Genomic DNA, 24,495 nt, shown 5'->3' with positions numbered 1-24,495 from the left:
GTTATCCTTTCGGTTTAAAGATAAGTGCAATGATAAATGAAAATAAAATTGCAGCTGATATTCCAGCAGAGGTTAACTCAAAAATCCCAATTCCGATTCCAATAAATCCGTGGACATCAGCCTGATGCATCGCCCCATGAAGCAAGCTATGACCAAAGCTTACGATAGGGACGGTAGCACCCGCTCCTGCAAATTCAATAAATTTATCATAAATACCAAACCCGTCTAAAATCGTCCCCGCCACAACAAAGGTCGTCATGACATGTGCCGGTGTGAGTTTCAGTACATCAAGTAAAAGCTGGCCGATCACGCAAATCAGTCCGCCTGCAACAAAAGCAATCAAATAATCCATTAGCTTTCTCCTCCTGCACGCTCAAATACAACTCCGTGCGCAATGGTTGGAATGGTCTCTTTTTGCTGAACCATCATTGGGCTGAGAAGCGCCCCGGTTGCTACAACTAATACTCTTTGTAAATTCCCTGCTTTCATTTCTTGAAAGATGTGACTGAATGTCACGACAGCTGAGCAGGCACAGCCGCTGCCTCCAGCGAATACATTTTGATCAGGTGTGTATATGATTAATCCGCAATCATCATGCTTCCGTCCAAGCTGAATGCCATCTTCTTTCAGAAGATCCTTTAAAATAGGCGATCCAATTCCAGATAGATCTCCTGTTAGGATGAGATCATAATCATCTACTGTTCTTCCTAAGTCTTCTAAATGTTGTTTGATTGTGTCTGCCGCTGCAGGTGCCATAGCTGATCCCATATCGAATGGATCTGTAATCCCAAGATCCATCACGCGTCCGACGGTGGCACTTGTAATTTGAATTTGGGAAGGTTCTTGGCTGATGACGACAGCACCGCTCCCTGTCACTGTACTTGTGGCTGTATCGGGTTTTTGCCCGCCATATTCTGTTGGATTACGAAATTGCCGCTCTGCCGTCGCATTGTGACTGCTTGTCGCAGCAAGTGCTCTATTGGCAAAGCCACCATCTATTAACGCTGAGGCAATGGCGACTGATTCCATCGATGTGGAGCAGGCACCAAATAAACAAAGAAACGGGATTTTGAGTTCTCTTGCCACATAGTTGGCAGTCACGTTTTGGTTCAGTAAATCTCCTGCCAGCAGAAGGTCAATATCACTTTTTTGCAAATTCGCTTTTGATAAGGCCATTGATATGGCATCATCCATGAGCTGCCTTTCAGCCATTTCCCAGTTCTTTTGATAACAGTGCATTTCATCATAGGTTTTATCAATGAGATGACCGATTGGGCCTTCTTTTTCTTTCGGTCCTGCAGCTGTTCCTTCCGCATTCACATAAAGCTTGTGTTCAAATACCCAAGATTGCTTACCTGTTAGTTTCACGTTTTATTCCTCCTACGAAAACATCTTTTCCAAGACGTATCGAATAATCCCTACGACATATGCCGAGACGACACCAAACACAATGACGTTCCCAGCCAGTTTAAACATGTTGGTCGCTACACCTAACACAAGCCCTTCACTTTTATGCTCAAGAGCCGCACTTGTCATGCTATTTGCAAATCCTGTCACCGGGACAGCTGATCCCGCTCCAGCAAACTGGCCGATTTTATCGTAAATACCAATACCAGTTAAAATAGCAGAAATTAAAATAAGGGTCGCCACCGTTGGATTCCCTGCTGTCTTCTCATTAAAATCAAAAAAAGTAATATAGAAATTTTGCAATCCCTCGCCTATCGCACAAATCAAACCGCCGACAAGAAAAGCCTTGATGCAGTTCAGTACATAAGGAGGTTTCGGCTGATACGTTTTCACTTTAGATGGATAGTTCTCTTTTAAACTTGACACGTGTTGTTCCCTCCACATTTTTAAATATAAATAAGCCAATGAAATAGCGAGCCAAACACCTTTCCTAAGACGATGGCCATGAGCAGCAGCACAATTTTCCCGTCCATTCCAATTCTTTTCGTTAAGATAGGAAGTACATTTAACACTTCAGTGAGTGCGGCAGCAAGCATGCCGACAAAAATGCCAGATAAAAGACCGATCGGTAGCGCCAGCCATTTGGATAAATGCAAATGGACTTGACTTAAAGTAGCCCAGCCGCCAACGACCGCTCCACTTATCACGGCAGCCTCATATCCTTGAATAAAACGCTGCGTTTTCGTTAATTGCATTAATCGAGGGATAATACCAAGCACTGTGAGAAACGCCACAAATCCTGCCCCTACCGTTAAACCGCCGCCGAGCCCAACAAGCACTACAAAAAGCCATTTACCGATCATGGATATCTTTCAATGTTTCTTTGTTTTCATTGAGTGCGACATAATGATCAAGATCGAGCTGATATTTAAACATTTCCACTTCAAGCGGGCTTGGCTCTTCGTTTAAACGCTTTTTAAACACATGATTGAAAAATAAAATCATGCCAAAACCGAGTCCAAAGCTATATGGAATTTGTAATAAATACGGATGCTCAACCGTGTTTCCAGTAATCATCTCGTAAAGGCGGATATGAACAAGTCGCATACTAACATCCTCATGGAAATTCATGATGGCAAGGGCCGCTCCGACAAATAAGAGAAGCCATACAAACACGAATAATACGGGGGACAGCTGGCGTTTGCCTGTGTCTATTTCAACAATGGCTTCTGAGCCTCCGACCGTTTGAATGTCGATGTCAGGCCATGTTTTTTTGATCGTTTTGACCACATGCATGATATCTAACACAACGATGTGACGATCCTTTTTGCTGACATGGTATATCGGCATTTTGTTCAGCTTTTGCACAGCACTGTCATCTCCAGTGATTTGGGCGATATCCTCTAAATAAATAAGCTGATCATTACCAGTCTTAATCCGATGGCGCAGCCGAATAAAGATTTGTCCGTCCATCCAAGTCACTTCCTATACGATGGGTTAAAAATAGTATGTGGTGAAAAATGGTTCTCATACTGAAAGAACTTGATTTACCGGTAATTACCACACAAAAAAAGCCAGCCGAATTGGCTAGCTGTCTTTTTGATCCATTTGCATTTGGATTTGTTTTAAAATCTTCTTTTCAAGCCGTGAGACTTGCACTTGGGAAATCCCGAGTCTTTCTGCTACTTCTGATTGTGTTTGGTCTTTATAATACCTTAAATAGACAATCAGTTTCTCACGCTCTTCTAATTCTTTAATCGCCTCTTTTAGCGCAATTTTATCAAACCATCTTTCTTCGGAATGATCGGCAATTTGATCGAGCAACGTAATCGGATCGCCGTCATTTTCATACACGGTTTCATGAATAGATGATGGTGAGCGGACCGCTTCTTGAGCAAGGACGACATCCTCAGGTGTGATGTCCAGATATTCAGCGATTTCCTGAACAGTCGGCATTCTGCCATGAGATTTAGACAATTCGTCCCTTGCCCGCCTGATTTTATTTCCAATTTCCTTTAAAGACCTGCTGACTTTGACGGTTCCATCATCACGAATGAAACGCTGAATTTCACCAATGATCATTGGAACGGCATACGTCGAAAACTTCACATCATAAGACAAATCAAATTTATCAACAGATTTCAGCAGGCCAATACAGCCTATTTGGAACAGATCATCTGGTTCATATCCTCTATTTAAAAAGCGCTGAACAACGGACCAAACAAGACGCATGTTTTTTTCTACGAGGAGGTCTCTTGCTTGTTGATCTCCGTCTTGGCTTTTTTTGATGAGCTGTTTCACTTCATCATTAGACAGCTGTGCTTTTTTTGCTTGCTTTTTTACCTCCACATCCATATGAGCAGCTCCTTAATTACAAAGCGCTTTGCTTTTTGATAGATGCTTTGTTAAGCGGATTGTTGTGCCCATTTCTGGAGATGAGTCCACCATGACATCATCCATAAAGTTCTCCATGATCGTAAAACCCATCCCGGAGCGCTCTAAGTCTGGTTTCGTCGTAAAAAGCGGCTGCCTTGCTTCCTCAAGATCTGAAATGCCCATACCTTCGTCTCGAATCGTCAGATACACAATATGGTCATCCAGCGTGACGCTAATGTGCACCTTGCCGTCTGGATTCCCGTCATACCCGTGAATGATCGAGTTCGTGACCGCCTCTGATACAACGGTTTTGATTTCTGTTAGCTCATCTAATGTTGGATCAAGCTGAGCAATGAATGCTGCCACCGTTACTCTCGCAAAGGATTCGTTTTGACTTAAAGCAGAAAAAGTCAGATTCATTTCATTTGTCATGATGCCACCCCCAATGTTTGCAGCGCAGTTTGCTCTGAAGGCTCCATACGAATAATTTTAAACAAGCCGGACATATCAAATAAACGGTTCACCGCTGGCGAGATCGCACAGACGACCATTTCACCGCCAAGCTGTTTAATTTCTTTGTATCTTCCTAAAATCACTCCGAGCCCAGAGCTGTCCATAAACGATAAATCAGCTAAATTCAGCACGATGTGGCGAATGTCCTCTGTTTCCAAATAATTCGTCACCTTTTGTCTCAATGTCTCTGCGGAGTGATGATCAAGCTCCCCTGTCAACCGAATGCAAAGTACGCTCTCTTTTATTTGAAAATCAATACCAAGGCTCATCTTTTCTTCCTCCTTGCTCTATTTTCGGATAAAGAATGTTTCTCTTTCTTCACATGCAAATCCTTCACCATGACAAAACTAGTGATCATTCGTCACATTTAGATGTTCTTTTCGTTCATAGCAAAAAAGACTGCCAGTTGCAGCAGTCTTTCACCTTTTACTTCCATTTAACAAATTCGGCCATAGCCCGTTTGAAGAACGTCCAAACACCGGCTTTTTCCATATCTTCTTTCGCTTCAACAGGACTTTCATGAAGCACTTTTCCATCTTTTTTCAAGATGATGGTGCCAAGTTTCGTTCCTTTTGAAAATGGGGCTGTGACATCTTGAGTTAATTTAATTTCTTTTTTGATCTGATCGACATTTTCGCCTTTTTTCGTTAGCAGAGAAATCGGTTCAGACGTGACAAGCTGAATTTTTTTCTTTTTCCCTTTGCTCACTTTGATCTCTGCTACGTCTTGACCTCGCTTGTACAGAGGATGCGTTGTATATTGATTAAAGGCGTAATCCATCATTTTGACGACTTGGGCATTTCTGTCTTTTGGTGTACTTGCGCCGAATACAACAGCAATCACGCGCATGTTCCCTTTTTTAGCGGATGCAGTTAGACAGTATTTCGCCTCGCCTGTAAACCCTGTTTTCACCCCATCCACACCTGGATAAAATTTAATGAGACGGTTTGTATTCACAAGCCAGAATTTTTTATCCGTGTTCTGACGAAGATAATCTTCGTATACACCTGTGAACTTGGTGATCTCTTCATATTTCAACAGCTCTTTCGCCATTTTTGCCATATCATGAGCCGTGCTGTAATGATCTTTTTCAGGAAGTCCTGTTGGATTTTGAAAGACCGTTGAGGTGAGCCCAAGCTCTTTCGCCTTTTTGTTCATTTGCTCAACAAACTGTTCTTCAGATCCAGCAATATGTTCTGCCATGGCAACTGAAGCATCGTTTCCTGACGCAATCGCAATGCCTTTTAGCATGTCTTTAACCGTCATTTCTTCTCCCGGTTCAAGGAAAATTTGTGAGCCTCCCATAGATGCTGCATGATCGCTCGTTCTTACTTTATCAGTCATTTTTAATTTCCCTTGATCCATCGCTTCCATGATGAGAAGCATCGTCATGATTTTGGTCATACTTGCAGGGGCAAGCTTTTCATCACTGTTTTTGTTGTAAAGCACTTTTCCCGTGTCACGTTCCATTAAAATCGCTGATTTGGCTTCATGCGCCAATTCTGATGTTTGTTTTTCTCCTGGCTTTTCAATCTTTTCTTTTGCCATCGCTGATGGTGAAACCATTGAGATAAGGATCATTAAAATAAACAATGCACATATATGACGTTTCAAGTGGCAGACCTCCATTATCGTAATCCTTTCTATTTTTTCCTCATAAAGGCTGTTTTATTCAGAGATCGTTTGATTGCCATAAAAAAAAGCCCTCTGTTTCATGAACAGAAGGCTTTTTCACACTAGCTATGAGAGTTGTTTGACAACATCTTTCACTAAATCAAGGAAACTTGCTTTCACTTTTTCCGTCACTTCGATCACTTCATCATGAGAAAGCGGCTGATCTAATATACCTGAAGCCGCATTAGAGATGCATGAAATACCAAGTACTTTTATGCCTGCATGACGTGCCACAATCACTTCTGGCACAGTCGACATACCGACTGCATCAGCGCCAAGCGTTCTGAGGAAACGAACCTCTGCCGGTGTTTCATATGAAGGGCCTGTCATTCCTGCATAAACCCCTTGCTGCACAGATATGCCTAAATGTTTAGCCGTTTTCTCTGCAAGTGCCAACAAATCTTTATCATACGGTGCAGACATATCAGGGAAACGAACCCCTTGACTGTCGTTTGGTCCAATTAACGGATTGGTTCCCATCATATTGATATGATCTGTAATCAACATAAGATCGCCAGGATGGAAGGACGTATTCACACCGCCCGCTGCATTTGTCACAATACATGTCTCAATGCCGATTTCTTTCATCACACGGACAGGAAATGTCACCTGCTTCATATCATACCCTTCATAGTAATGGAAACGTCCTTGCATGGCACAAACGACCGTGCCTTTCAGCGTTCCAATGACGAGCTGGCCTGCATGCCCTTCTACTGTTGAAACAGGGAATCCAGGAATATCTTCATATTTCAATTTGATTGGATTTTCAATCTCATCGGCTAAAATGCCAAGACCTGAACCTAAAATCAATCCAACTGTTGGTACATATGTCGATGCTTGTTTAATATATGCCGCCGCTTCTGAAAACTGTGCTCCCACGTGATTTCCCCCTATTTGAGTTTAGATAAAAAGCTTGTTCCGTATTTTGGCAGCGTTGATTTAAAATTATCTGCTACCGTTGCCCCAAGATCAGCAAATGTTTTCGCTGTTGGCAGCTCATTCGCTTCTTGATGCTTTTTGCTGTAAGCAATAAGCGGAACGTATTCTCTTGTATGATCTGTTCCGTGATGAACCGGGTCATTTCCGTGATCTGCTGTGATCACAAGCAGATCATCCTCTTTTAATAGATCAAACACTTCAGGTAGACGTGCGTCAAATTCCTCTAGTGCCTTACCGTAGCCTTCTGGATCTCTTCTATGTCCGAAAAGCGCATCAAAATCGACAAGGTTTAAGAAGCTCAGCCCAGTAAAGTCTGTTTTCAGCGTCTCCACTAGCTTGTCCATTCCATCCATGTTGGATTTCGTTCTGAGTGAAGAGGTGATTCCTTCACCATCATAAATATCAGAGATTTTTCCGATCGCAATGACATCAAGTCCATCATCTTTCAATTCATTCATGACGGTACGGTCGAATGGTTTTAATGCATAGTCATGACGATTTGGTGTTCTAACAAATGCCCCCGGCTCCCCGACAAATGGACGAGCGATGATGCGCCCTACCATATATTTTTCATCTAAAGTCAGTTCACGTGCGATTTCGCAAATGCGGTAAAGTTCGTCTAATGGCACAACTTCTTCGTGTGCAGCAATTTGCAGCACAGAATCTGCTGAAGTATAAACGATTAAATCGCCTGTTTTCATATGCTCTTCGCCAAGCTCATCCAGAATTTCTGTACCAGACGCTGGTTTATTTCCAATGATGCCGCGCCCTGTTTTTTCTTTTAATTCATTTAACAGTTCATCTGGAAAGCCGTCTGGAAAGACTTTAAATGGTGTGTCGATGTAAAGACCCATGATTTCCCAATGCCCTGTCATTGTGTCTTTCCCGTTGGATGCTTCTTGCATTTTCCCATAATACGCAAGCGGTTTTTCGTCCGCTGGAATTCCTTTAATTTCTTTAATATGACTTAGCCCAAGCTTCGCCATATTCGGCATATGAAGCCCGTTCATTTTTTCAGCAATATGTCCAAGTGTATCTGCACCTACATCATTAAAATCAGCAGCATCAGGTGCTTCCCCGATTCCTACTGAATCCATCACAATGAGGAAAATACGTTTATACTGATAATCAGGCATAAAAAAGCGCCTCCTTCAATATTCTTGTCCTTTCACCTTTCACAACTGGAGAGGTCAGACATCTCAAGTATAAACCGTTTTCAAGTCAATTGACAACCATAAACGGTCCAAACATAAAAAAGCATGATACACGTTCACCGTGCCATGCTTTACTTATGCCCTTGGATGGAATTTGTGATACACGTCTTTTAATCTTGTTTTTGTGACATGTGTGTAAATTTGTGTAGTAGAAATATCGGCATGTCCGAGCATTTCCTGTACGGCTCTAAGATCCGCACCGTTTTCAAGCAAATGTGTCGCAAATGAATGTCTGAGCGTATGAGGCGTCAATTCTTTTTGAATACCTGCTTCTATGGCTCGTTTCTTTAAGTTCTTCCAAAAGCCCTGCCGCGACATTTTTTTTCCGTGATGATTCAGAAACAAGGCATCGGCCGGCTGTTTTTTGAGCAGCTTGTTTCTGCCTTTTTCTATATACACTTCAATCGCACTTGCAGCAGCTTCACCAATAGGCACGATTCGCTCTTTTCTTCCTTTTCCAAAACAGCGGATAAACCCCATGGTCAGATGCACATCTGCAAGAGTCAGATCAAGCATTTCACTTACGCGAATACCTGTTGCATATAAAAGTTCGAGCATGGCTTTGTCACGGTAGTCAAATGGTGTTTGCTGCTTAGGTGTATCGAGCAGCTTTTCTACCTCATCTAATGATAGAACTTTCGGTAATTTCCGCTCTGTTTTTTGTGATTCAATGTTCCATGACGGGTCATCTGTTGTCACTTTTTCACGGAGCAAGAATTGATGAAAGGAGCGTATCGATGATAGATGACGGACGGACGTTTTACTCGATTTCCCCTCGTCTTTTAACTGTTTTAAATAATGAATAATATGAAGGCGTGTGACGTCTTTTACATCTGTCAATTGTTCATGCGTCATTAAAAAAGACAAATAGTTCTGTAAATCTCTTTTATAAGAGACAATGGTATTTTCAGAGAGTCCTCTCTCTACTGTCATAAAATGAATAAAGTCGGATAATTGATCCTTCAATGGTTTCTACTCCCCGTTTTGATAAAAATAAATCAATCGATCCTGCCACCTGTCTTGTTTCGGCTGATCCATTTCCATCACTTTTATCGCTGCACCTTCTGGTTTATCATAACGATGATAGCTTTCATATTCTGAATTTATCCATATCATAGCATAATAGAACAGGACGGTAAAACCAGTGAACAAGATAAATACTTTCATTACTTCACCTGTTGTTTTGAGCCATTTTCGCATGTTCTTCATGTCCTTTCTCGTGTTCTCATTACTTCAGCATATGCCAGGTGGGACAAGGAATATACAGCGAACATGCAAAAAACCTTTTCATTTTGAATGAAAAGGTTCCAATTCGGATTATTTGCCGGATTCATCATCATGACACCGGTGGCAAATACCATGGAATGTCAATCTATGATCCTTAATTTTAAATTTCCAATCGCGTTCAATAATTTCTTCAACATCTTCTAATAAATCATCTTCTATCTCATCGACTGTTCCGCATTCCATACAGACAAGATGGTGATGGAAGTGAGCGGCTCCTTCTTTGCGAAGATCATATCGCGAAACGCCGTCTCCAAAGTTAATTTTATCAACAACTTTCAGTTCAGTAAGCAATTCTAACGTCCGATAAACAGTAGCAAGACCAATTTCAGGAGACTTCTCTTTTACGAGGAGGTATACATCTTCTGCACTTAAATGGTCTTCTTCATTCTCAAGCAGTACTCTTACTGTTGCTTCACGCTGTGGCGTGAGCTTATAGCTGGAAGAATGAAGCTGTTTCTTAATTCGATCAATCCGATTTTCCATTGACTTTCCCTCCTACGCCACATTACTTGATCATTATATCAAATGATGTGCAGAGAGCCAACTATAATCATTTTAAATTGATAAATAAATTGATTATTATTTAATAACGATTATAAAATCATCAAAACAGAACACCTGCCAGCTTTTTCATCAGCATGAATGATAAGTATGATTCAAAGAAGGACGAAAGAGCAGCGAGGGTTAAAATCATCAGTAGAACAGAAGCATACCGGCCAAACCAATGGATTGGCGCTTGACTGATGGTTTTTTTCATAAAAAGCTGACCAATTAAACGAATGGAGAACGCAATCGCACAAGTTCCGATCACTAAATACGCAGGAATGAGCAAGATATTTTGAGGAAGCACCGAGACAAAAGAAAGAAAAAAACCGCTAAGCCCCATTTGATTGACTAAAAAACCGACAGTAAACCCAACTACAATCCCTTTTAGAAAGATCATAAGAAAAATAAGCGGCAGGCCAATGATGGAAATTCCGAGTATCCACATGAGGCCCAAATATTTCATATGATGCAAAAAGCTTTGCAAAAACATTTCTTTTGATTCTGCTGCTTTCTCATTCGTCAGTTGACCAAAAAATTGATTTAAATAGTAGAATAAATCCTCTTTCTGACTCATTGTCATACTATTGACGATAATGGCTCCAAAAATGACGCCCATTAAAAATAGTACAGAAACAAACAAATAAATCGATAAATGATCTTTCACGTGCTGAAGAAGATGTTCTTTCCAAGACTTTTTCCGCATGCGCCTTCCTCCCAAATAGTAAAGGTTACTAGATTCTATGAGAGAGCAGACGAAACATGACAGTTTTATAAAAAGAAAAACGAGAAAGCAGCTGTACACCGCTCTCTCGTTTCCTTTATCGTGCAGCTTTTTGTACGTTCACAAGCCCAGCGCCATAATAAAAAGGTTCGCCAAGTTTTGTTGCCGTTTTTGTCAGCCTTTCACGCAATTCATCATTTGTCAGATTCGGATGTTTTGATAGAATGACTGCCGCAGCACCAGCTACATGAGGTGATGCCATAGACGTTCCACTCTTATATCCATATTCGTTATGAGGAATGGTACTTAATGTTGAAACACCTGGTGCTGATACTTCCACTTCTTCCCCAACAGAGGAATCAAAGGCTCTTTGCTTTCGTTGATCCACAGATGCGACTGCCATGACAGAGCTGTATTTGGCCGGGTAATCTATCGTATTAAGTGACCCGTAGCTCCCAGCATTTCCTGCAGATGCGACAATGAGAATCCCGTTGTCATAAGCTCGATCTACCGCTTCTTTCAGCGCCTCCGATTCACTTGCTCCCCCCATACTAATATTGATAACATCCATCTCATTCTCAATCGCCCATTCAATGCCTTTAATGATCCAGCTATAGTAGCCGTCACCATTTTCATCTGCCACTTTCACCGCATAGATCGAAGCTTTTGGTGCCACACCAACGACGCCTACTTTATTATCTAATGCTGCGATCGTGCCTGCAACGTGAGTTCCGTGTTCATGCGGGTCAACGAGCGGATCGGACTCTGTTGGAACAAAGCTGACACCACCAGTTACATGTAAATCTTCATGCTTGCCGTCGATTCCACTGTCAAGAACAGCTACTTTGACATTCTGTCCGGCATATCCTCGTTTATGTACCTTTTGTGCTTTGATGCTTTTGATGCCATAAGGAACGCTTTGACCGCTTGTTTTTGCTTTTTGGTCTTCCTCAATAAAAGTAACTTCTTTTGCTTGATGTAGTTTTTCTTTTGATGCTTCGTTCAACGAAACTTTCATCATATCTATTTTCTCTATTGATTCTTTCACATGACCGCCAGCTTTTTCAACAAGCTGTTTTTGTGTTTTATCTTGAACGGAAGAAGAAAAACCAATCATATACTCTTTTTTTGCTTGATCCTTTGCAGATACATCTGATGCGCCGAATGTCATCGATGCCAGTAGCATACTTGCCATACAAAGCCCTGCTCCAAATGATTTGACCTTCACGATACCCACTCTCCCTTTCATTTCTTTTTGTCATTTAACTACATTTTTAGACAAAAAGAAACGACCGTTTGTCCTATTTTTTAAAATTTTTCCAATTATTTGATCTACTTGTCACAAAAAAGCAAAATAAAAATGCTTATGATCCTGTTCATAGCGATCATAAGCATTCCTGCCTTTATGTTTTTTCATCATATGCTGCAAGGCTTCTTGTTTTGTTTTTGTCTTTCTTTCGTGTGTACTAAAATGCGGCATATTTCCTCTCGATTGTTCTGGATTTCGGCTGTGCTGCCTTTGAAGGTGTTCTCTCTTTTTCTTTGCTTTGCTTTTTCCCATTTCGCAAAACCCCTTTCGTTGTCGTTATGATACATGAAAGCATCTAAAAAAGATAGACGTATACACGCCTATCTCAAATTGTTGACAAAAGGCTAAAATGTACTTGATTTTAGCCTTTTGTCTTCTTTTCAGCGTGATAGAAAACCTTTGCAGTCTAGGAAGGACGAGCACTGGCGCAGAGCGAATTTGACATTCGTGAGCACCGGAGCGCAGGACTGACAAAGAATGCGAGGGTTTGTCTACACGCTGAGATAGATGTATACACGCCTATCTTTCTTTTCTCACCATATCAAGATGCGGAATTCCATCCTCATCATAACAATCTGAGACAGCTACGAAGCCAAACGATTCGTAGAACGATTCCAAATAAGCCTGTGCTTGGATTTTAATCTTTGTTTCGCCTAATTCACTGAGCTTTTTTATCGCCTGATCGAGCAGGATCTTCCCGTAACCTTTTTTCCGGCCGGCCTTCGTCACAAGGACACGACCAATGGACGCCTCTTTGTACATGATCCCGCTTTGGAAAATGCGGCAATAAGCGACAATCGTGCCGTTCTCTTTGGCGATTACATGCAGCGCCTCTTGATCACGATGATCAATTTCAGGATAAGGACATGTTTGTTCTACAACAAACACATTCACTCTTTCCATTAAAATCAGGTAAAGGTCCTCTTTAGACAGTTGTTCAAATGTGTGACATGTCCATTTAAGTTGATTCATGATTGATATCCACCTTACCGTAGACTCCGCCTCCGCCAGCGATCAGTCCAACTTCACCTCTTCTTGCTTTGATGATGTAATCGGCTGTTTTCTCAGGCAGGACCGCTTTTAATTCTTGTTCTGTTGCTTGATGAAGAATATTCATCTCTGTATGAAAGACAGCTTTTAACTTTTCTAACGTTTTGGCTCCAACACCCGGAATAAAATGAAGGGGAAGCTGGTGAACATAAGGAGGCCTTATTCCTTTGTCACTTTCTTGGTCAGCAAGCTCCTTTAACCGCTCACTCACCCCTTTTGTCATTCGGGTATGGCCGCATGCTTGGCACTTTTCTTGATCCTGACTGTCAGGTCTTACCCCGCATTTCTCACAGGTCGTATGATAATACTTTCCGAGCCGCGGAGCGAGCCCATAATTTCCAGTGATATTTCTGCCATCTTTTCCTTGAAGCGCTAGCTCAAATTCAGCAAAGGAGGCATGATCCATTCGGATCTTCGTATATTCCCGCGCAATTTTCCCTAAAGAATGGGCATCTGAATTTGTTAAAAAAGGATAACGGTTTAGCTCACTTAGCTGGGAGGCCATAGACGTATCACAGCTAAGGCCAAGCTCAACAGCATCGATGAGTTCTGGATCGAATACTTCGGTTAAAGACGTATTGACCCCTTTGCCGTATAAACTTTTATGCGGCGTAAAAATATGGGCAGGAATAAATAATCCCCCTAGTTCCTTCACCTTATGCTGAAGCGTTCTCCCATCCACATATAACCGCTGTGAACTCAAATGCACATTTTTCATATGAAGAGAAAGCCATGCGGAAAACTCAGACATTTTACGAAGCGTGGGCATAAAGGCAAGCACATGAATCGGACCTTTTGATTGGTCATCATTGATTTCTAGCTCACTGCCTAAAAGCAAAACGGTCTTTCCAAATGATAACCCGCCATCGCTTAGTTCCGTGTATATGCCTTCCTCTACACCTTCTATCAATTCTTCTAGGACTTCAGGAGATTGTGCATCAATCACACCAATCATCCCCATCCCTTTACTTTGAGACGCTTCAATGAGAATTTGGTCAATGGTCAGTGACCTTGCACCTGTAATTTTGACAGCCCTGCCTGTTCTTGTTCGACCAATATGAATATGGATATCTGCAAAGAATTCCCTCATTTTGTAGACTTAAGTACCTCTTGCAATTGTAAGTATTGAATGGCATAGGCTGTTTTCGCATCATAAATATGTTGTTTCTCAATGAGTTGCAGCGCTTCTTCTAGTGAAACTTCCATCACTTCAACAAATTCATCCTCATCCAACTCGCGTTTTTCTTCAAGCGGGACCAGCTGATCGGCAAGGTAGATATGAACAATTTCATCCGCAAACCCTGGTGATGTATAAAAGGCTGTCAGCTTTTGGAGCGCCTGAGTTGTATAACCTGTTTCTTCTTCTAATTCTCTCAGTGCTGTATGTGCCGGCTCTTCTCCTTTTTCTAATTTTCCAGCCGGAATTTCAACGATGGATCTCTCCAGTGCTTTACGGTATTGCTTGACCAAAATGATTTTATTCTCGTCTGTACGTGCAATGACTGCTACTGCACCTGGATGTTTAATGATTTCGCGTTTGCCTGGTTTTCCGTTCGGCAATGCTACATCTTCAAGAACCAAGTCAATGATTTTTCCGTTATATAATGTTTTTGACGATAATGTTTTTTCTTCAAAGTCCTTCAATTTTGTCAGCTCCTCGTTCTACTTTCACTTTTTACTTCATTCATTTTAACATAGATGTTTTAGGAGGATCCAAAATGCGGATGCCCGCTTCAATGCGCCATTTGAAATCACCTAGCTTGAATTCCAGAATTGTTTCACTTAATGTGAAAGGATAGGAGTGTGATTGAATTGAAAAAAAGACGAATTGGCACCTCTGATCTCTTGGTTAGTGAGGCGGCACTAGGATGTATGTCCCTCGGGACTGAAAAAGAAAAAGCGCTCTCTTTATTAGATGAAGCCATTGATCTTGGGATTAACTATTTGGATACAGCTGATTTATATGATTTTGGAACAAATGAGGAAATTGTCGGGGAAGCCATTAAAAACAGACGCCAAGATTTGATTTTGGCCACAAAAGGTGGAAACCGCTTTGAAAAAGGCAAACCTGGCTGGGACTGGGATCCTTCAAAAGCATATATAAAAGAGGCAGTGAAACAAAGTCTGAAACGACTTCAAACAGATTATATTGATTTATATCAATTGCATGGCGGCACAATTGACGATCCAATTGACGAAACCATCGAGGCATTTGAAGAATTGGTTGAAGAAGGTGTCATTCGCTATTACGGCATATCGTCGATCCGTCCGAATGTCATTAAAGAATACGCCAAAAAATCAAATATCGTGAGTGTGATGATGCAATATAGTTTACTCGATCGTCGCCCAGAAGAATGGTTCTCTCTTCTTGAAGAACAAAGCATTAGTGTCGTGGCAAGAGGTCCTTTAGCAAAAGGATTATTAACTGAAAAACCCCTTTCGCAAGCAAGTGCGGCGATTCAAAAGAACGGGTATCTTGAATATTCATTTGAAGAGCTCCAGCAAATCATTCCTTCGTTAAAGAAAGTCGCTTATGACCTATCACTGACAGAGCTGTCCATTCAATACTTGCTCAAGCATTCTGCAGTCAGCTCTGTTGTTTTTGGCGCAAGCTCGGTGAAACAGTTAAAAGAAAATGTGGCAGCGGCAAATGCACGTTCATTAAGCGACCAAGAAGTTAAAGCTTTGTCATATTTCACAAAACAGTCTGTGTATGAGGCGCATCGTTTGAATCAATAGAAAGCAAAAAGAGATCACATGTATGTGATCTCTTTTTAGCGTATGTATATATGGATGTTCGTTTTCATGTTCTACATGCAAATAGGAGAACAACTTGCCACTTACGTTTTGTTTCCCGTTCATCCAACAGCAGCTAGCTAATCAAGATTTCCTCTAAGACTGAGGGGCTAAAAGCCCCCGTTGACTAATTAACTTTTGCTGCTACTTTCATAATATCCATAATTTCCAGCTTTGCCTTTAAAATAAAATGTAGTACCGAAATTATTGAAACTATTTGCAAAAACACCATTATCTGAGTACATACATAATCTATTCGCTTCTTTTTTAAAAGGAGTTTCGGAACAATCTACAATTTTAGTAGCCTTCGTACGCAGATCTGCATCCGTTGAATGATTTGTAGCAAGAGCTTGTCCAGAAATAGGTAAAAGCAAGCCTAAAGATAAAGCAACTCCAGTCATTGTTCTTCTCAATTTCATGTGAATCATCTCCATTCCCAAATTTTGTAATACACCTTAATTATAAGAGGAATGACTCTTTCCTAAAAGGGTCTTAACTACTATTTTTGGGATAAATAGGAATTTAAATAAATCAATACTCCTCATTTTAATTTATCGTTTATAAAATACGTTTTGTTTTGGTTTGAACGTAAAATCCTATTGTGCGATTCTGAAATGAAGTGATACGAGGGAGTCAGACGTGTTTTCTCTCAGGCTCATGTAGTATGTATTCATCTCAATGATATAACATAAAAAAGGGAGCATCGTAGCTCCCTTTTTTAACTTTTATACTTTCTCCAGTCTAAATGACTTTCATCTAGCAGCTCTGAGAAGCTTTTATTTTTTTCTTTTTCTTTCTGTTGCCGAAGGAGGTCTTGTCGTTTTTGTTCTTCTCTTTTTTCTGTCTCGGCGGCCAGATTCTGCTTCATTTGAAGGAGCTGCTGTTTCACATCATCCTTTATGCCGTCCTTTAGCTTTGCTTGATCTTGATTGGTCTTTTTCACTTTGCCTCTCTCCTTTTGCTTTAGTGTATCATCCGTTTTATTTGCTCAGCAAGAGTCACGCCAAACTCCCAACATGTGGTATGATCTTCATAGAAACCCTTCGGAAAGGAAGAATCAGCTTGAAGAAGAAATGGCTCGCTATACTCGCCTTGGTATTATTTCCACTCGCTGCAATCGGCATTTTTTTTACCAATAAAATGATGTATATACGAAAATTAACGGATGAAGAGCTCATCAAACGAGAATCAGATGAAGGGCACTATCATCACGAGGAGTTTCAACAGCTGCAAAAAGAGAAAGTTTGTATTCCTTCAACATTTGGTTATGATCTTCATGGCTATTTTGTACCGATCCCTCATACAACACGTACCATCGTTCTTTGTCACGGGGTTACAGTCAGTTTGATCAATTCCGTGAAGTATATGAAATTATTCCAAAAGCTTGGATGGAATGTGCTGCTTTATGATCATAGAAGACATGGGATGAGCGGCGGAAAAACAACGAGCTATGGATATTATGAAAAAGAAGATTTGGCTCAAGTCGTCAAGTGGCTGAGAAAAAGGCTTGGGGAAAAAGCAATCATTGGGATACACGGAGAATCGATGGGCGCAGTCACAACTTTATTATATGCTGCAAAACCGGATGCAAACGCCAATTTTTACATCGCTGATTGTCCTTTTGCTTCCTTTGAGGATCAGCTTCTGTATCGATTAAAAACAGATTTTCGTCTTTCAGGACGGTGGATTCTTCCACTAAGTGATCAAGTGTTGAAATGGCGGGACGGATACAGCATTCGGCAAGTTTCTCCACTTGATGTCATCGATCAGGTGAAAGAACCTATCCTTTTTATTCATAGCCTCCATGATGACTATATCCCTTGTGAGCAAAGCGAGCAGTTATACGCACGCAAAAAAGGTGATAAACGGCTATTTATTGCGCCACATGGTGCGCATGCGATGTCTTATAGTGACAATAAGGAAGTCTATGAACAAGAGGTCGAAGCATTTCTGGAAGCATTTCAATTCAATCAAAATGAAAGAGGAGAATGAACAGCCGTTCGTCTCCTCTTTTTGCTAACTTATACGATAGTCACCACTGTTGTATGGTGTCTGCCCGCCAGCTCCATATGGCTCTCTTCCGATTGCTGCTGACTCATGACCGATAACCCTGCAGTTGCTGCCAATAAAAGAACTATCAAACTCATTTTCATATAAATGACCTCCATTTTGAATTTTTGATATGGCTTGAATTTTCCTTTCGTAATACCGGGTAGAAACTTCAAATAATCCAAGCTCATTATAATAATGAGCCGCATCAAGTGCCAGTTCCTCAATATCTGGGTATAAACGCTTGTCCTCCAACAAATCTAATGTATCGTCTATGATTTTTATTTCTGCATCAACGTATAATGCTTTTAAAAACTGAAACTTGCAGATGTAAATTTCATCTTCTAATTCACAGGCTTTCATAATACCTTGTTGATAGAGGGTTAACGACTCTTCTATTTGTTTTTGTTTAAACAGGATTTGGGTCAGCATAAATAGTGGGTCTAGAGAGCGATTCAGATGGGTTAAATTCTCCTTTTCAAACACTTCAAGAGAGTCTTTGAGATAGCGACTTGCTGTAGCAAGATCGTTCATTTGGTAATAGCAGTTACCTAAGTTGAAAAGGGCCGAACCTATGACTCGAGGGTTTCCAATTGAGCGTGCTCGCTTTAGAGCATTTTTAAAGTAGGGCAATGCATGTTCATAGCATTTCAAATCATCATAGTTTGCACCGATGACAAATTCACAGTGGATGATTCTCAGCGTGTACGTTCTGTAGGCAGAGTACGTATCTAACGCTTGCAAAGCATAGTGCATCGAAAAGTGGGTTTGTTTCATGTGGTAGTATATTTCTGCTAATTTAAAATAAAATTCTGCTCTTTCTATATCATCTGATATGAGATTGAGCTTTTTTTCTGCGGAACGGTAATAAGCAATGGCGCTCAAATAGTTTCTCTGTTCAAATTCAAACATTCCTGTAAAAAAATGAACATAGTATTCAAGCATATCTGTTAATTTGGTCTGCGAATGTTCAATTGTTTCTAGAAGCTTCTTAATCTCCTCATCATTCGAGGCTTTTTTTGCCGGTTCAAAATATTCAAGCATGACCTTATGTCGAAAATCCATCAGCTGGTAAAAAAGCAGCAAGTTCTGATCTTGCTCCATCTCAAGGATTTCCTGCTCGATCTCGGCCTTTAGCTTCTCTGCTTTCATGACATGAAATCCGCAAATCTGCCTATACCATTCGTTTATTTTGATTCCAACCTGAGGCGATGACAGCTTGAGCTTCAATTCACCTTAGCACCTCCCTCCTCATGTACGATACATGTTGTATTCTATCATATTTCCTCGAATGGAAGAAATATGAAATGTCGTTTTTCGTAAAGTTTTCGGTATCCCGCAATAACCGCTTTCATTGCCGATTTTTCGGCATTTACAGTCTCTATTTTTCTCTTTCTATTTTTCTCATTTTGTTGAAATGTTTGTTAAAAATGACTTTTTATCGTTGAAAAATCTCATTTTTCAAATTAGACAGTTCTCCTGTTTGATGAGATGATGATGGCACAAAAAAAGCCCTCTTCAGCAAAGGGCTTATAACACATCTGTTACGTGTTCCATATTCTCTTTTATCCAACTGACTGCTAATTCAAGCGTTGGAAATTCTTCCGTTTCAAATGTGACTTCATCTTGGAGAAGCCAGACGTCCTTTTTTACTGAATCCATTCCACCGATTGACCAGTGCAAAAGGCTATATGGATGATTATTATTTAAAAACGACACCCACGTTTTATTTTGTGCCGTATTTTGTATCACTTTCAGCTTTTGATCCACTACGTTTCCACCTTACTTTACAAGTATACCCATTCTCGGGCTGAGTATTTGTTGAGGACTTTTCAACATAAGTGTATTGGCTTTTTCATTAAAATCAATCGTCATTTCCTCGTCAAAAAACACCTTTTGTGCTGTGTGTATATATAGTTTTAAATGTTGGCTATTTTTAAGTGGTTCCCATTCACCTGTTCTTTCACTTGTTAACCAAAGCATTGGTACGCCACTCACTGCACAGCCACAACCTTCTGAATCGTAGCGAAGCAGTAACTCCTTCGTTTCGTTTCCTGTTTGCTGTTTTTCTATATACGTTTTAGCCAGTTCTGTGATGTGAATATACATGGCGAACATCCTTTTTAAATTGATGCTTACATTGTAACACATAAAACACCATAAAACATGACACACGACTAAATCCGAAAGTCATACTCTTTGAAATACACCCTCTTCTCACTATGATTATATCTATCTATTGGCTCTTTCTGCATCCTGTTTTTTAGAATTATACTGATGACGCTATCAATTTTAAAAGAAGAAACAGGAGGTTTTAGATCGTGAAAAAAAGATTATCTCTCTGCTTTATCGGGGCGCTGATATTGATGTTGAGTTTCACTATGCCCAACATGAAAGCGGCATCTATCCTTGATGAAGTACGAGAAAGCTATGCGACTTATACGGGATCTGGTTACTCAGGGGGCGCCGCTTTATTAGACCCTATTCCATCTGACATGAAAATTACGGCTTTAAATCCCCATGACTATAACTATAAAGGGGTAAATGCGGCACTTGCAGGGGCTTACCTTGAAGTAACGGGGCCAAAAGGAAAAACCGTTGTGTATGTAACCGATAAATATCCAGAAGGAGCAAAAGGAGCTCTTGATCTTTCTCCTAATGCCTTTGCCAAAATTGGCAATATGGAAGATGGGAAAATCCCGATTAGTTGGAAAATTATAAAAGCACCGATTAGCGGAAATGTAGCTTACAGAATAAAAGAAGGTAGCAGTGAGTGGTGGGCTGCGATTCAAGTGCGCAATCATAAATATCCGGTTATGAAAATGGAATATTACAAAGATGGACAATGGGTGAACATGGAAAAGACCGACTACAACCATTTCCTTGGCTTTCATATGGGGTCTACATCTCTTCCTGTTCGAATCACAGATATTCGCGGGGTCATAGTAAAGGATCAATTACCCGCTCTTCCATCTACTGCTGCTTCACAGGCCTATATTGTAAAAGGCAATGTTCAGTTTCCTAATTAACGAGATGAAGGGGCAGCTTATTTAAGAGCTCCCTCTCTTCCTTCTTTATCCCAGCGATATGCCTCATTTTCTATTTCTTTTATGATTTCATTCTTTCCCGCCATATAGCTTTGTATATCTTCCGGATACTGCTTTGCTAATTGTTCCTTGACAGACGCATACGCTACAGCTCGTTCTGGGTGGAGTCTTAAGTAATCTCGAAACAATAAATGTCTTTTCACATCAGGATGATTTCTTTCATACACATGGACATGATGCGTACGATTCAAGCCACCCTTTTGAAAAAAACGTCTCCCTTTTATACCATTTTCACCAAGCGCTTCGTATCCAAGGTGTTCAAATCTCTCTTTTTTTCTATCGATCTCTTCTATATCGCTTACTTCTATTAATATATCTATAATTGGTTTGGCAACAAGTCCTGTAACTGACGTGCTGCCAATATGATATCCTTCTATCCAGATCTTTTGAATGATTTGCTTGAGTCGCTGCTTTTCTTGACGGAATTCTTCATGCCATTCGTTTTTGAATTCGACAACCTCAACCTTGCGTCGCGGTGTCCATTTCATTTTTGATAGGGTGAGCTCTTTTTCCACATGAATGACATTTGTTTCAAAAAACCCTAATTTTTCATATAGCCTTTTTGCAGGGGTGTTTTCCTGCCCTGTGGTCAGTTCTATCGGAACATTCTTCTCTATGATTGTGGACATAAGTCTTGTTCCAATACCCTGCTTTAGCGCTTTTGGATGCACAGCCAATCGACTAATGATCAAACAATCTTTCAGCTCTTCATAAGAGACTACACCTAATAAGAGATCATGTTGCTGAAAACCAATAAATTGCTCTTTTGCTTTCATGACATCTTGAATGGTCTCTTTTAATGGCGGAAGATCAGCATAGCCAATTTGTTCAGCTTCTTGTTGGTATGCAGCTAGTTGAATATGTAAGATCTGCTTTGCTACATCACTTATTGTGTGATCTAAATTGACAATCATTTCATTGCCTCCAGCTTCTTCACAAATAACACACGGTCTTCATGAATGCCATCGTAATCTGAAAAGACTGAGATGCCATCTACTGTTTTATCTCCCTTTTCTATCTGAAACCCGAGTTTTGTATGATAAGCAATGGAGACTTTATTGATAGGAGCTGTGACAGCTTTAATTGTTGTTCTTCCTTCCTTTTCAGCCGCTTCATAAAAAGCTTGATAGAGGATTTTACCTATCTTTAATTTACGGTGATCTGGGTGGACGCCAACAAAGTGAATATAGGCTTCATCCGAATGAGATTGTGATAAAAAACCAACCAAAAAGCCGATCAGCTCTCCCTTTTCAACGACAACAAAACTTGTTTGATGGAAATGTTCAAAAAAGAGCTTTGGCAATTTTGCACGCAAATCTCTGCCTCCCCACCAGCTTTGAATGACGGATGTGACTGCGTAAAAATCTGATGGTTTCACTTGACGTATCATGATGGCCTCGCCCCTTTTCCATTTTGGCTTTCCTTGCTTGAATCGTTTTTTTCTCAAAAATATGATTGTTTCAATAGTCTACCTGTCTGATCAAATGATTGTAAAGACAGTATGCCCGTCTTTTTTCATGTTCACTTGTTGGTTCTTCGTCTTTCAGCCGCCATCTCCTTTTAAATCTTCACACTTATTTCAAAAAGTCCACTTTTTGTGCGAAAGTTTCATTCATTTGTTATGTTAAGATGGTTCATATAGGAAATGTAACAAATGTTTATTGGAGATGATGAGATTGGTTTGGGTTGTTATTTCACTTGTTGTGTTTAGTCTTTTAAAGCTGCTTGTCACCTCTTTGCCTTCTGGTGTTGTTGAGCGCCTTTTTAGCCGCTATGCCGTACATGCTAAAGTAACAAGTGAGCAAACAAATATTACTTTTCAAGGTCGTTCGCTTGATAAGCAGCGAGCAGCTGAAGTCATTCAACATTTTAATGATGCGATCTTTATTGAACGCTATTATATTTACCCAGGTGATGAAGAACGTTTTCTTCATCCGAATGAAGGGCCAACGCCGCTTACTATGCAAACAAAGCATGGGAAACATGATGTCACCCTTTATCTGTTCCATTATGATGACCATGTGGATGTGGTTCGGCAGTTTACACATAAGCCAAAGAAAAAGCTGATGGCTTATCGTCTGCGTTCTGAACCGCTCCAAACATTCCACAACATGGCACATGCCTAACAATCGTTGCAGCAGACGAGACGAAGTGTTCACCACTTCGTCTTTTTTGTATGGACAGCTTTTGAATGATTTACCAGTATGAATTTCACCTCATGTTGTTTACAATAGATATAGAACATACGTTCTAAGAGGTGAAGTACAATGAATGAACGAGCCATTCTGCTTGTGGATATGCAGTCATTTTATGCATCAGTTGAGAAGGTGGAGGCGCCTCATTTGGAGAATGTGCCGCTCATTGTCTCTGGAGATCCAGAACGAAGAAGCGGAGTCGTTCTTGCAGCCTGCCCTCTCGCTAAAAAACGTGGCGTACAAAATGCATCAAGGTTATGGGAAGCACAGGAGAAATGTCCTGAAGCAGTGGTCGTACGTCCACGTATGCAGCGCTATCTCGATGTCTCTGTCATGATTACAGAACTGCTTGAACAATACACAGACCTTGTCGAGCCATATTCCATTGATGAACAGTTTCTTGATATTACAGGCAGTCTTACACTATTCGGCTCTCCACATGAGATCGCTCAACATATACAAACAACGATTATGAACCAGACTGGCATTTACGCACGTGTGGGCATCGGCCCTAATAAAGTGCTCGCTAAAATGGCCTGTGACCATTTTGCCAAAAAAAACAGATCCGGCATCTATGAACTGAGTGCCGACCGGGTTGCTGCTGATTTATGGCCGCTTCCAATTGGAAAATTATTTGGCGTCGGCAAACGAATGGAGCATCATTTGAAACGAATGGGCATCAGTACCATTGGCACACTTGCTGCTTATCCGTTAGACCAATTAAAAAAACGCTGGGGAATCAATGGGGAGCTTCTGCAGCGAACAGCTTTAGGACACGATCCCTCCCCAGTCACTATTCACACACATGATCAGCAAAAAGCCGTTGGGCACCATATGACCCTTCCCCGTGATTACGCATCTTTTGAAGAGATCAAAGTCGCTCTTCTTGAATTGAGTGAGGAAGTCGCTAGGCGGGCACGTTTTAAGCATTATCTCGGTCAAACGGTGTCTGTTGGTGTAAGAGGGGCTGATTTTTCACATCCAACAGGCTTTCATCGACAAATGAAGCTTCATTCACCGACACAGTATGGCTCAGATATTGCAGAGGCTGCGATTCAACTATGCCAGCAGCACTGGGATGGCCAGCCCATTCGCAGTGTAGGCATTACACTCTCACAGCTGCAGCCTGACAGCCACTATCAGCTGACTTTATTTGATCATCATTTGAAGAAAGATCAACTCAGCAAAGTATTTGATGAAATCCATCTGAAATATGGACCTGCGGCATTATTGCATGCTTCGTCACTGACAAGCGCAGGGCAGGCATATCACCGCGCCGAAAAAATTGGCGGGCATTACAAATAACGGAGGC

General features: G+C 40.9%; 32 protein-coding genes. 5 read left to right on the top strand and 27 right to left on the bottom strand.

Annotation, left to right across the window (positions count from 1 at the left end):
• Position 1 precedes the first annotated feature (1 nt).
• The 20 genes from spoVAE to ACTJJQ_RS05745 form a co-directional block, all read right to left on the bottom strand.
• Positions 2 to 352, bottom strand: a complete 351-nt coding sequence (spoVAE, locus tag ACTJJQ_RS05840; protein ID WP_007501045.1) for a stage V sporulation protein AE — start codon at positions 350 to 352, stop codon at positions 2 to 4.
• Positions 352 to 1,368, bottom strand: a complete 1,017-nt coding sequence (gene spoVAD, locus ACTJJQ_RS05835; protein ID WP_024718928.1) for a stage V sporulation protein AD — start codon at positions 1,366 to 1,368, stop codon at positions 352 to 354. Before spoVAD ends, spoVAE begins: the two co-directional genes overlap by 1 nt.
• Positions 1,369 to 1,380: 12 nt before the next feature.
• Positions 1,381 to 1,833, bottom strand: a complete 453-nt coding sequence (spoVAC, locus tag ACTJJQ_RS05830) for a stage V sporulation protein AC (protein ID WP_019743094.1) — start codon at positions 1,831 to 1,833, stop codon at positions 1,381 to 1,383.
• A gap of 20 nt (positions 1,834 to 1,853) precedes the next feature.
• On the bottom strand, positions 1,854 to 2,270 hold the full coding sequence (locus ACTJJQ_RS05825) for a stage V sporulation protein AB (RefSeq protein WP_007501049.1): 417 nt from the start codon (positions 2,268 to 2,270) through the stop codon (positions 1,854 to 1,856).
• Entirely contained in the window at positions 2,260 to 2,880 is a 621-nt protein-coding gene (locus ACTJJQ_RS05820) for a stage V sporulation protein AA (RefSeq protein ID WP_203143419.1), read from the bottom strand. Before ACTJJQ_RS05820 ends, ACTJJQ_RS05825 begins: the two co-directional genes overlap by 11 nt.
• Positions 2,881 to 2,994: 114 nt before the next feature.
• Positions 2,995 to 3,762, bottom strand: coding sequence for an RNA polymerase sporulation sigma factor SigF (gene sigF / locus ACTJJQ_RS05815; RefSeq protein WP_203143422.1), 768 nt, complete (start codon positions 3,760 to 3,762; stop codon positions 2,995 to 2,997).
• Between the two features lie 12 nt (positions 3,763 to 3,774).
• Positions 3,775 to 4,215 (bottom strand): anti-sigma F factor, encoded by a 441-nt coding sequence (gene spoIIAB / locus ACTJJQ_RS05810; RefSeq protein WP_007501052.1) that lies wholly within the window; start codon positions 4,213 to 4,215, stop codon positions 3,775 to 3,777.
• Positions 4,212 to 4,565, bottom strand: a complete 354-nt coding sequence (gene spoIIAA / locus ACTJJQ_RS05805) for an anti-sigma F factor antagonist (RefSeq protein WP_008344431.1) — start codon at positions 4,563 to 4,565, stop codon at positions 4,212 to 4,214. Before spoIIAA ends, spoIIAB begins: the two co-directional genes overlap by 4 nt.
• Before the next feature lie 157 nt (positions 4,566 to 4,722).
• The gene (locus ACTJJQ_RS05800; protein WP_440600067.1) at positions 4,723 to 5,877 is read right to left on the bottom strand and encodes a D-alanyl-D-alanine carboxypeptidase family protein; all 1,155 of its coding nucleotides are present in this window, start codon (positions 5,875 to 5,877) and stop codon (positions 4,723 to 4,725) included.
• Positions 5,878 to 6,036: 159 nt separating this feature from the next.
• Positions 6,037 to 6,849, bottom strand: a complete 813-nt coding sequence (locus tag ACTJJQ_RS05795; RefSeq protein WP_008344425.1) for a purine-nucleoside phosphorylase — start codon at positions 6,847 to 6,849, stop codon at positions 6,037 to 6,039.
• Between the two features lie 11 nt (positions 6,850 to 6,860).
• Positions 6,861 to 8,045 (bottom strand): phosphopentomutase, encoded by a 1,185-nt coding sequence (deoB, locus tag ACTJJQ_RS05790; RefSeq protein WP_251185242.1) that lies wholly within the window; start codon positions 8,043 to 8,045, stop codon positions 6,861 to 6,863.
• A 153-nt stretch (positions 8,046 to 8,198) separates the two neighbouring features.
• Positions 8,199 to 9,089, bottom strand: coding sequence for a site-specific tyrosine recombinase XerD (xerD, locus tag ACTJJQ_RS05785; RefSeq protein WP_007501057.1), 891 nt, complete (start codon positions 9,087 to 9,089; stop codon positions 8,199 to 8,201).
• Between the two features lie 6 nt (positions 9,090 to 9,095).
• Positions 9,096 to 9,323, bottom strand: coding sequence for a YqzK family protein (locus tag ACTJJQ_RS05780; RefSeq protein ID WP_024718934.1), 228 nt, complete (start codon positions 9,321 to 9,323; stop codon positions 9,096 to 9,098).
• Positions 9,324 to 9,440: 117 nt separating this feature from the next.
• Entirely contained in the window at positions 9,441 to 9,893 is a 453-nt protein-coding gene (gene fur / locus ACTJJQ_RS05775; protein WP_003215577.1) for a ferric iron uptake transcriptional regulator, read from the bottom strand.
• Positions 9,894 to 10,014: 121 nt separating this feature from the next.
• A complete protein-coding gene (spoIIM, locus tag ACTJJQ_RS05770) occupies positions 10,015 to 10,659 on the bottom strand; it encodes a stage II sporulation protein M (RefSeq protein ID WP_017367532.1) in 645 nt (214 codons plus the stop codon).
• 115 nt (positions 10,660 to 10,774) lie between these two features.
• Complete coding sequence (locus tag ACTJJQ_RS05765; RefSeq protein WP_008344415.1) at positions 10,775 to 11,905, bottom strand: S8 family peptidase; 1,131 nt, start codon at positions 11,903 to 11,905, stop codon at positions 10,775 to 10,777.
• A gap of 111 nt (positions 11,906 to 12,016) precedes the next feature.
• Positions 12,017 to 12,238, bottom strand: a complete 222-nt coding sequence (locus ACTJJQ_RS05760; protein WP_008344413.1) for a hypothetical protein — start codon at positions 12,236 to 12,238, stop codon at positions 12,017 to 12,019.
• 267 nt (positions 12,239 to 12,505) lie between these two features.
• Positions 12,506 to 12,958, bottom strand: a complete 453-nt coding sequence (locus ACTJJQ_RS05755; protein ID WP_440600021.1) for a GNAT family N-acetyltransferase — start codon at positions 12,956 to 12,958, stop codon at positions 12,506 to 12,508.
• Positions 12,945 to 14,126 (bottom strand): TIGR00375 family protein, encoded by a 1,182-nt coding sequence (locus ACTJJQ_RS05750; RefSeq protein WP_050827375.1) that lies wholly within the window; start codon positions 14,124 to 14,126, stop codon positions 12,945 to 12,947. Before ACTJJQ_RS05750 ends, ACTJJQ_RS05755 begins: the two co-directional genes overlap by 14 nt.
• The gene (locus ACTJJQ_RS05745; RefSeq protein WP_272511680.1) at positions 14,123 to 14,680 is read right to left on the bottom strand and encodes an NUDIX hydrolase; all 558 of its coding nucleotides are present in this window, start codon (positions 14,678 to 14,680) and stop codon (positions 14,123 to 14,125) included. The genes ACTJJQ_RS05750 and ACTJJQ_RS05745 overlap by 4 nt, the downstream gene beginning before the upstream one ends.
• 168 nt (positions 14,681 to 14,848) lie before the next feature.
• Between ACTJJQ_RS05745 and ACTJJQ_RS05740 the strand changes: the two genes are divergently transcribed.
• The gene (locus ACTJJQ_RS05740; protein WP_268356526.1) at positions 14,849 to 15,775 is read left to right on the top strand and encodes an aldo/keto reductase; all 927 of its coding nucleotides are present in this window, start codon (positions 14,849 to 14,851) and stop codon (positions 15,773 to 15,775) included.
• Between the two features lie 188 nt (positions 15,776 to 15,963).
• On the opposite strand, the gene ACTJJQ_RS05735 is transcribed toward ACTJJQ_RS05740, so the two are convergent.
• Both ACTJJQ_RS05735 and ACTJJQ_RS05730 read right to left on the bottom strand, forming a co-directional pair.
• Positions 15,964 to 16,251, bottom strand: a complete 288-nt coding sequence (locus ACTJJQ_RS05735; RefSeq protein ID WP_171465553.1) for an LCI fold-containing protein — start codon at positions 16,249 to 16,251, stop codon at positions 15,964 to 15,966.
• Between the two features lie 299 nt (positions 16,252 to 16,550).
• A complete protein-coding gene (locus ACTJJQ_RS05730) occupies positions 16,551 to 16,775 on the bottom strand; it encodes a YqkE family protein (protein WP_008343840.1) in 225 nt (74 codons plus the stop codon).
• A gap of 119 nt (positions 16,776 to 16,894) precedes the next feature.
• Here ACTJJQ_RS05730 and ACTJJQ_RS05725 point away from each other — a divergent pair, with 119 nt between their 5' ends.
• Positions 16,895 to 17,824, top strand: coding sequence for an alpha/beta hydrolase (locus ACTJJQ_RS05725; RefSeq protein ID WP_242730638.1), 930 nt, complete (start codon positions 16,895 to 16,897; stop codon positions 17,822 to 17,824).
• Between the two features lie 24 nt (positions 17,825 to 17,848).
• Here the strand turns inward: ACTJJQ_RS05725 and ACTJJQ_RS05720 are convergent, their stop codons facing one another.
• The 3 genes from ACTJJQ_RS05720 to ACTJJQ_RS05710 all read right to left on the bottom strand — a co-directional run bounded on the left by ACTJJQ_RS05720 (position 17,849) and on the right by ACTJJQ_RS05710 (position 19,990).
• Positions 17,849 to 19,111, bottom strand: a complete 1,263-nt coding sequence (locus ACTJJQ_RS05720; RefSeq protein ID WP_024718943.1) for a tetratricopeptide repeat protein — start codon at positions 19,109 to 19,111, stop codon at positions 17,849 to 17,851.
• 300 nt (positions 19,112 to 19,411) lie between these two features.
• Entirely contained in the window at positions 19,412 to 19,651 is a 240-nt protein-coding gene (locus ACTJJQ_RS05715; protein ID WP_008343836.1) for a YqkC family protein, read from the bottom strand.
• Between the two features lie 12 nt (positions 19,652 to 19,663).
• Entirely contained in the window at positions 19,664 to 19,990 is a 327-nt protein-coding gene (locus ACTJJQ_RS05710; RefSeq protein ID WP_024718944.1) for an iron-sulfur cluster biosynthesis family protein, read from the bottom strand.
• Positions 19,991 to 20,202: 212 nt separating this feature from the next.
• On the opposite strand from ACTJJQ_RS05710, the gene ACTJJQ_RS05705 reads away from it, so the two are divergent.
• Positions 20,203 to 20,910: an expansin EXLX1 family cellulose-binding protein gene (locus tag ACTJJQ_RS05705; RefSeq protein ID WP_058336681.1), complete on the top strand. Its 708-nt coding sequence runs from the start codon at positions 20,203 to 20,205 to the stop codon at positions 20,908 to 20,910.
• A 17-nt stretch (positions 20,911 to 20,927) separates the two neighbouring features.
• Here ACTJJQ_RS05705 and ACTJJQ_RS05700 read toward each other — a convergent pair whose 3' ends face one another.
• Together ACTJJQ_RS05700 and ACTJJQ_RS05695 are read right to left on the bottom strand one after the other, a co-directional pair.
• Positions 20,928 to 21,902 (bottom strand): GNAT family N-acetyltransferase, encoded by a 975-nt coding sequence (locus ACTJJQ_RS05700; protein WP_440600020.1) that lies wholly within the window; start codon positions 21,900 to 21,902, stop codon positions 20,928 to 20,930.
• The gene (locus ACTJJQ_RS05695) at positions 21,899 to 22,378 is read right to left on the bottom strand and encodes a GNAT family N-acetyltransferase (RefSeq protein WP_440600019.1); all 480 of its coding nucleotides are present in this window, start codon (positions 22,376 to 22,378) and stop codon (positions 21,899 to 21,901) included. The genes ACTJJQ_RS05700 and ACTJJQ_RS05695 overlap by 4 nt, the downstream gene beginning before the upstream one ends.
• 286 nt (positions 22,379 to 22,664) lie before the next feature.
• Between ACTJJQ_RS05695 and ACTJJQ_RS05690 the strand changes: the two genes are divergently transcribed.
• Complete coding sequence (locus ACTJJQ_RS05690; RefSeq protein ID WP_008343832.1) at positions 22,665 to 23,114, top strand: YfmQ family protein; 450 nt, start codon at positions 22,665 to 22,667, stop codon at positions 23,112 to 23,114.
• A gap of 141 nt (positions 23,115 to 23,255) precedes the next feature.
• Positions 23,256 to 24,488 carry a DNA polymerase IV gene (locus ACTJJQ_RS05685; protein ID WP_017357932.1) on the top strand — a complete coding sequence of 411 codons (1,233 nt, stop codon included), beginning with the start codon at positions 23,256 to 23,258 and terminating at the stop codon, positions 24,486 to 24,488.
• The last annotated feature ends 7 nt before the right edge of the window (positions 24,489 to 24,495 follow it).

The organism is Bacillus sp. 22483 (genome assembly GCF_052044605.1).
In the GTDB taxonomy this organism is placed as follows: Bacteria; Bacillota; Bacilli; order Bacillales; family Bacillaceae; genus Bacillus; species Bacillus altitudinis.
The sequence above is the reverse complement of the archived record's forward strand: the minus strand, read 5'-3'. Positions and strand labels throughout refer to the sequence as shown.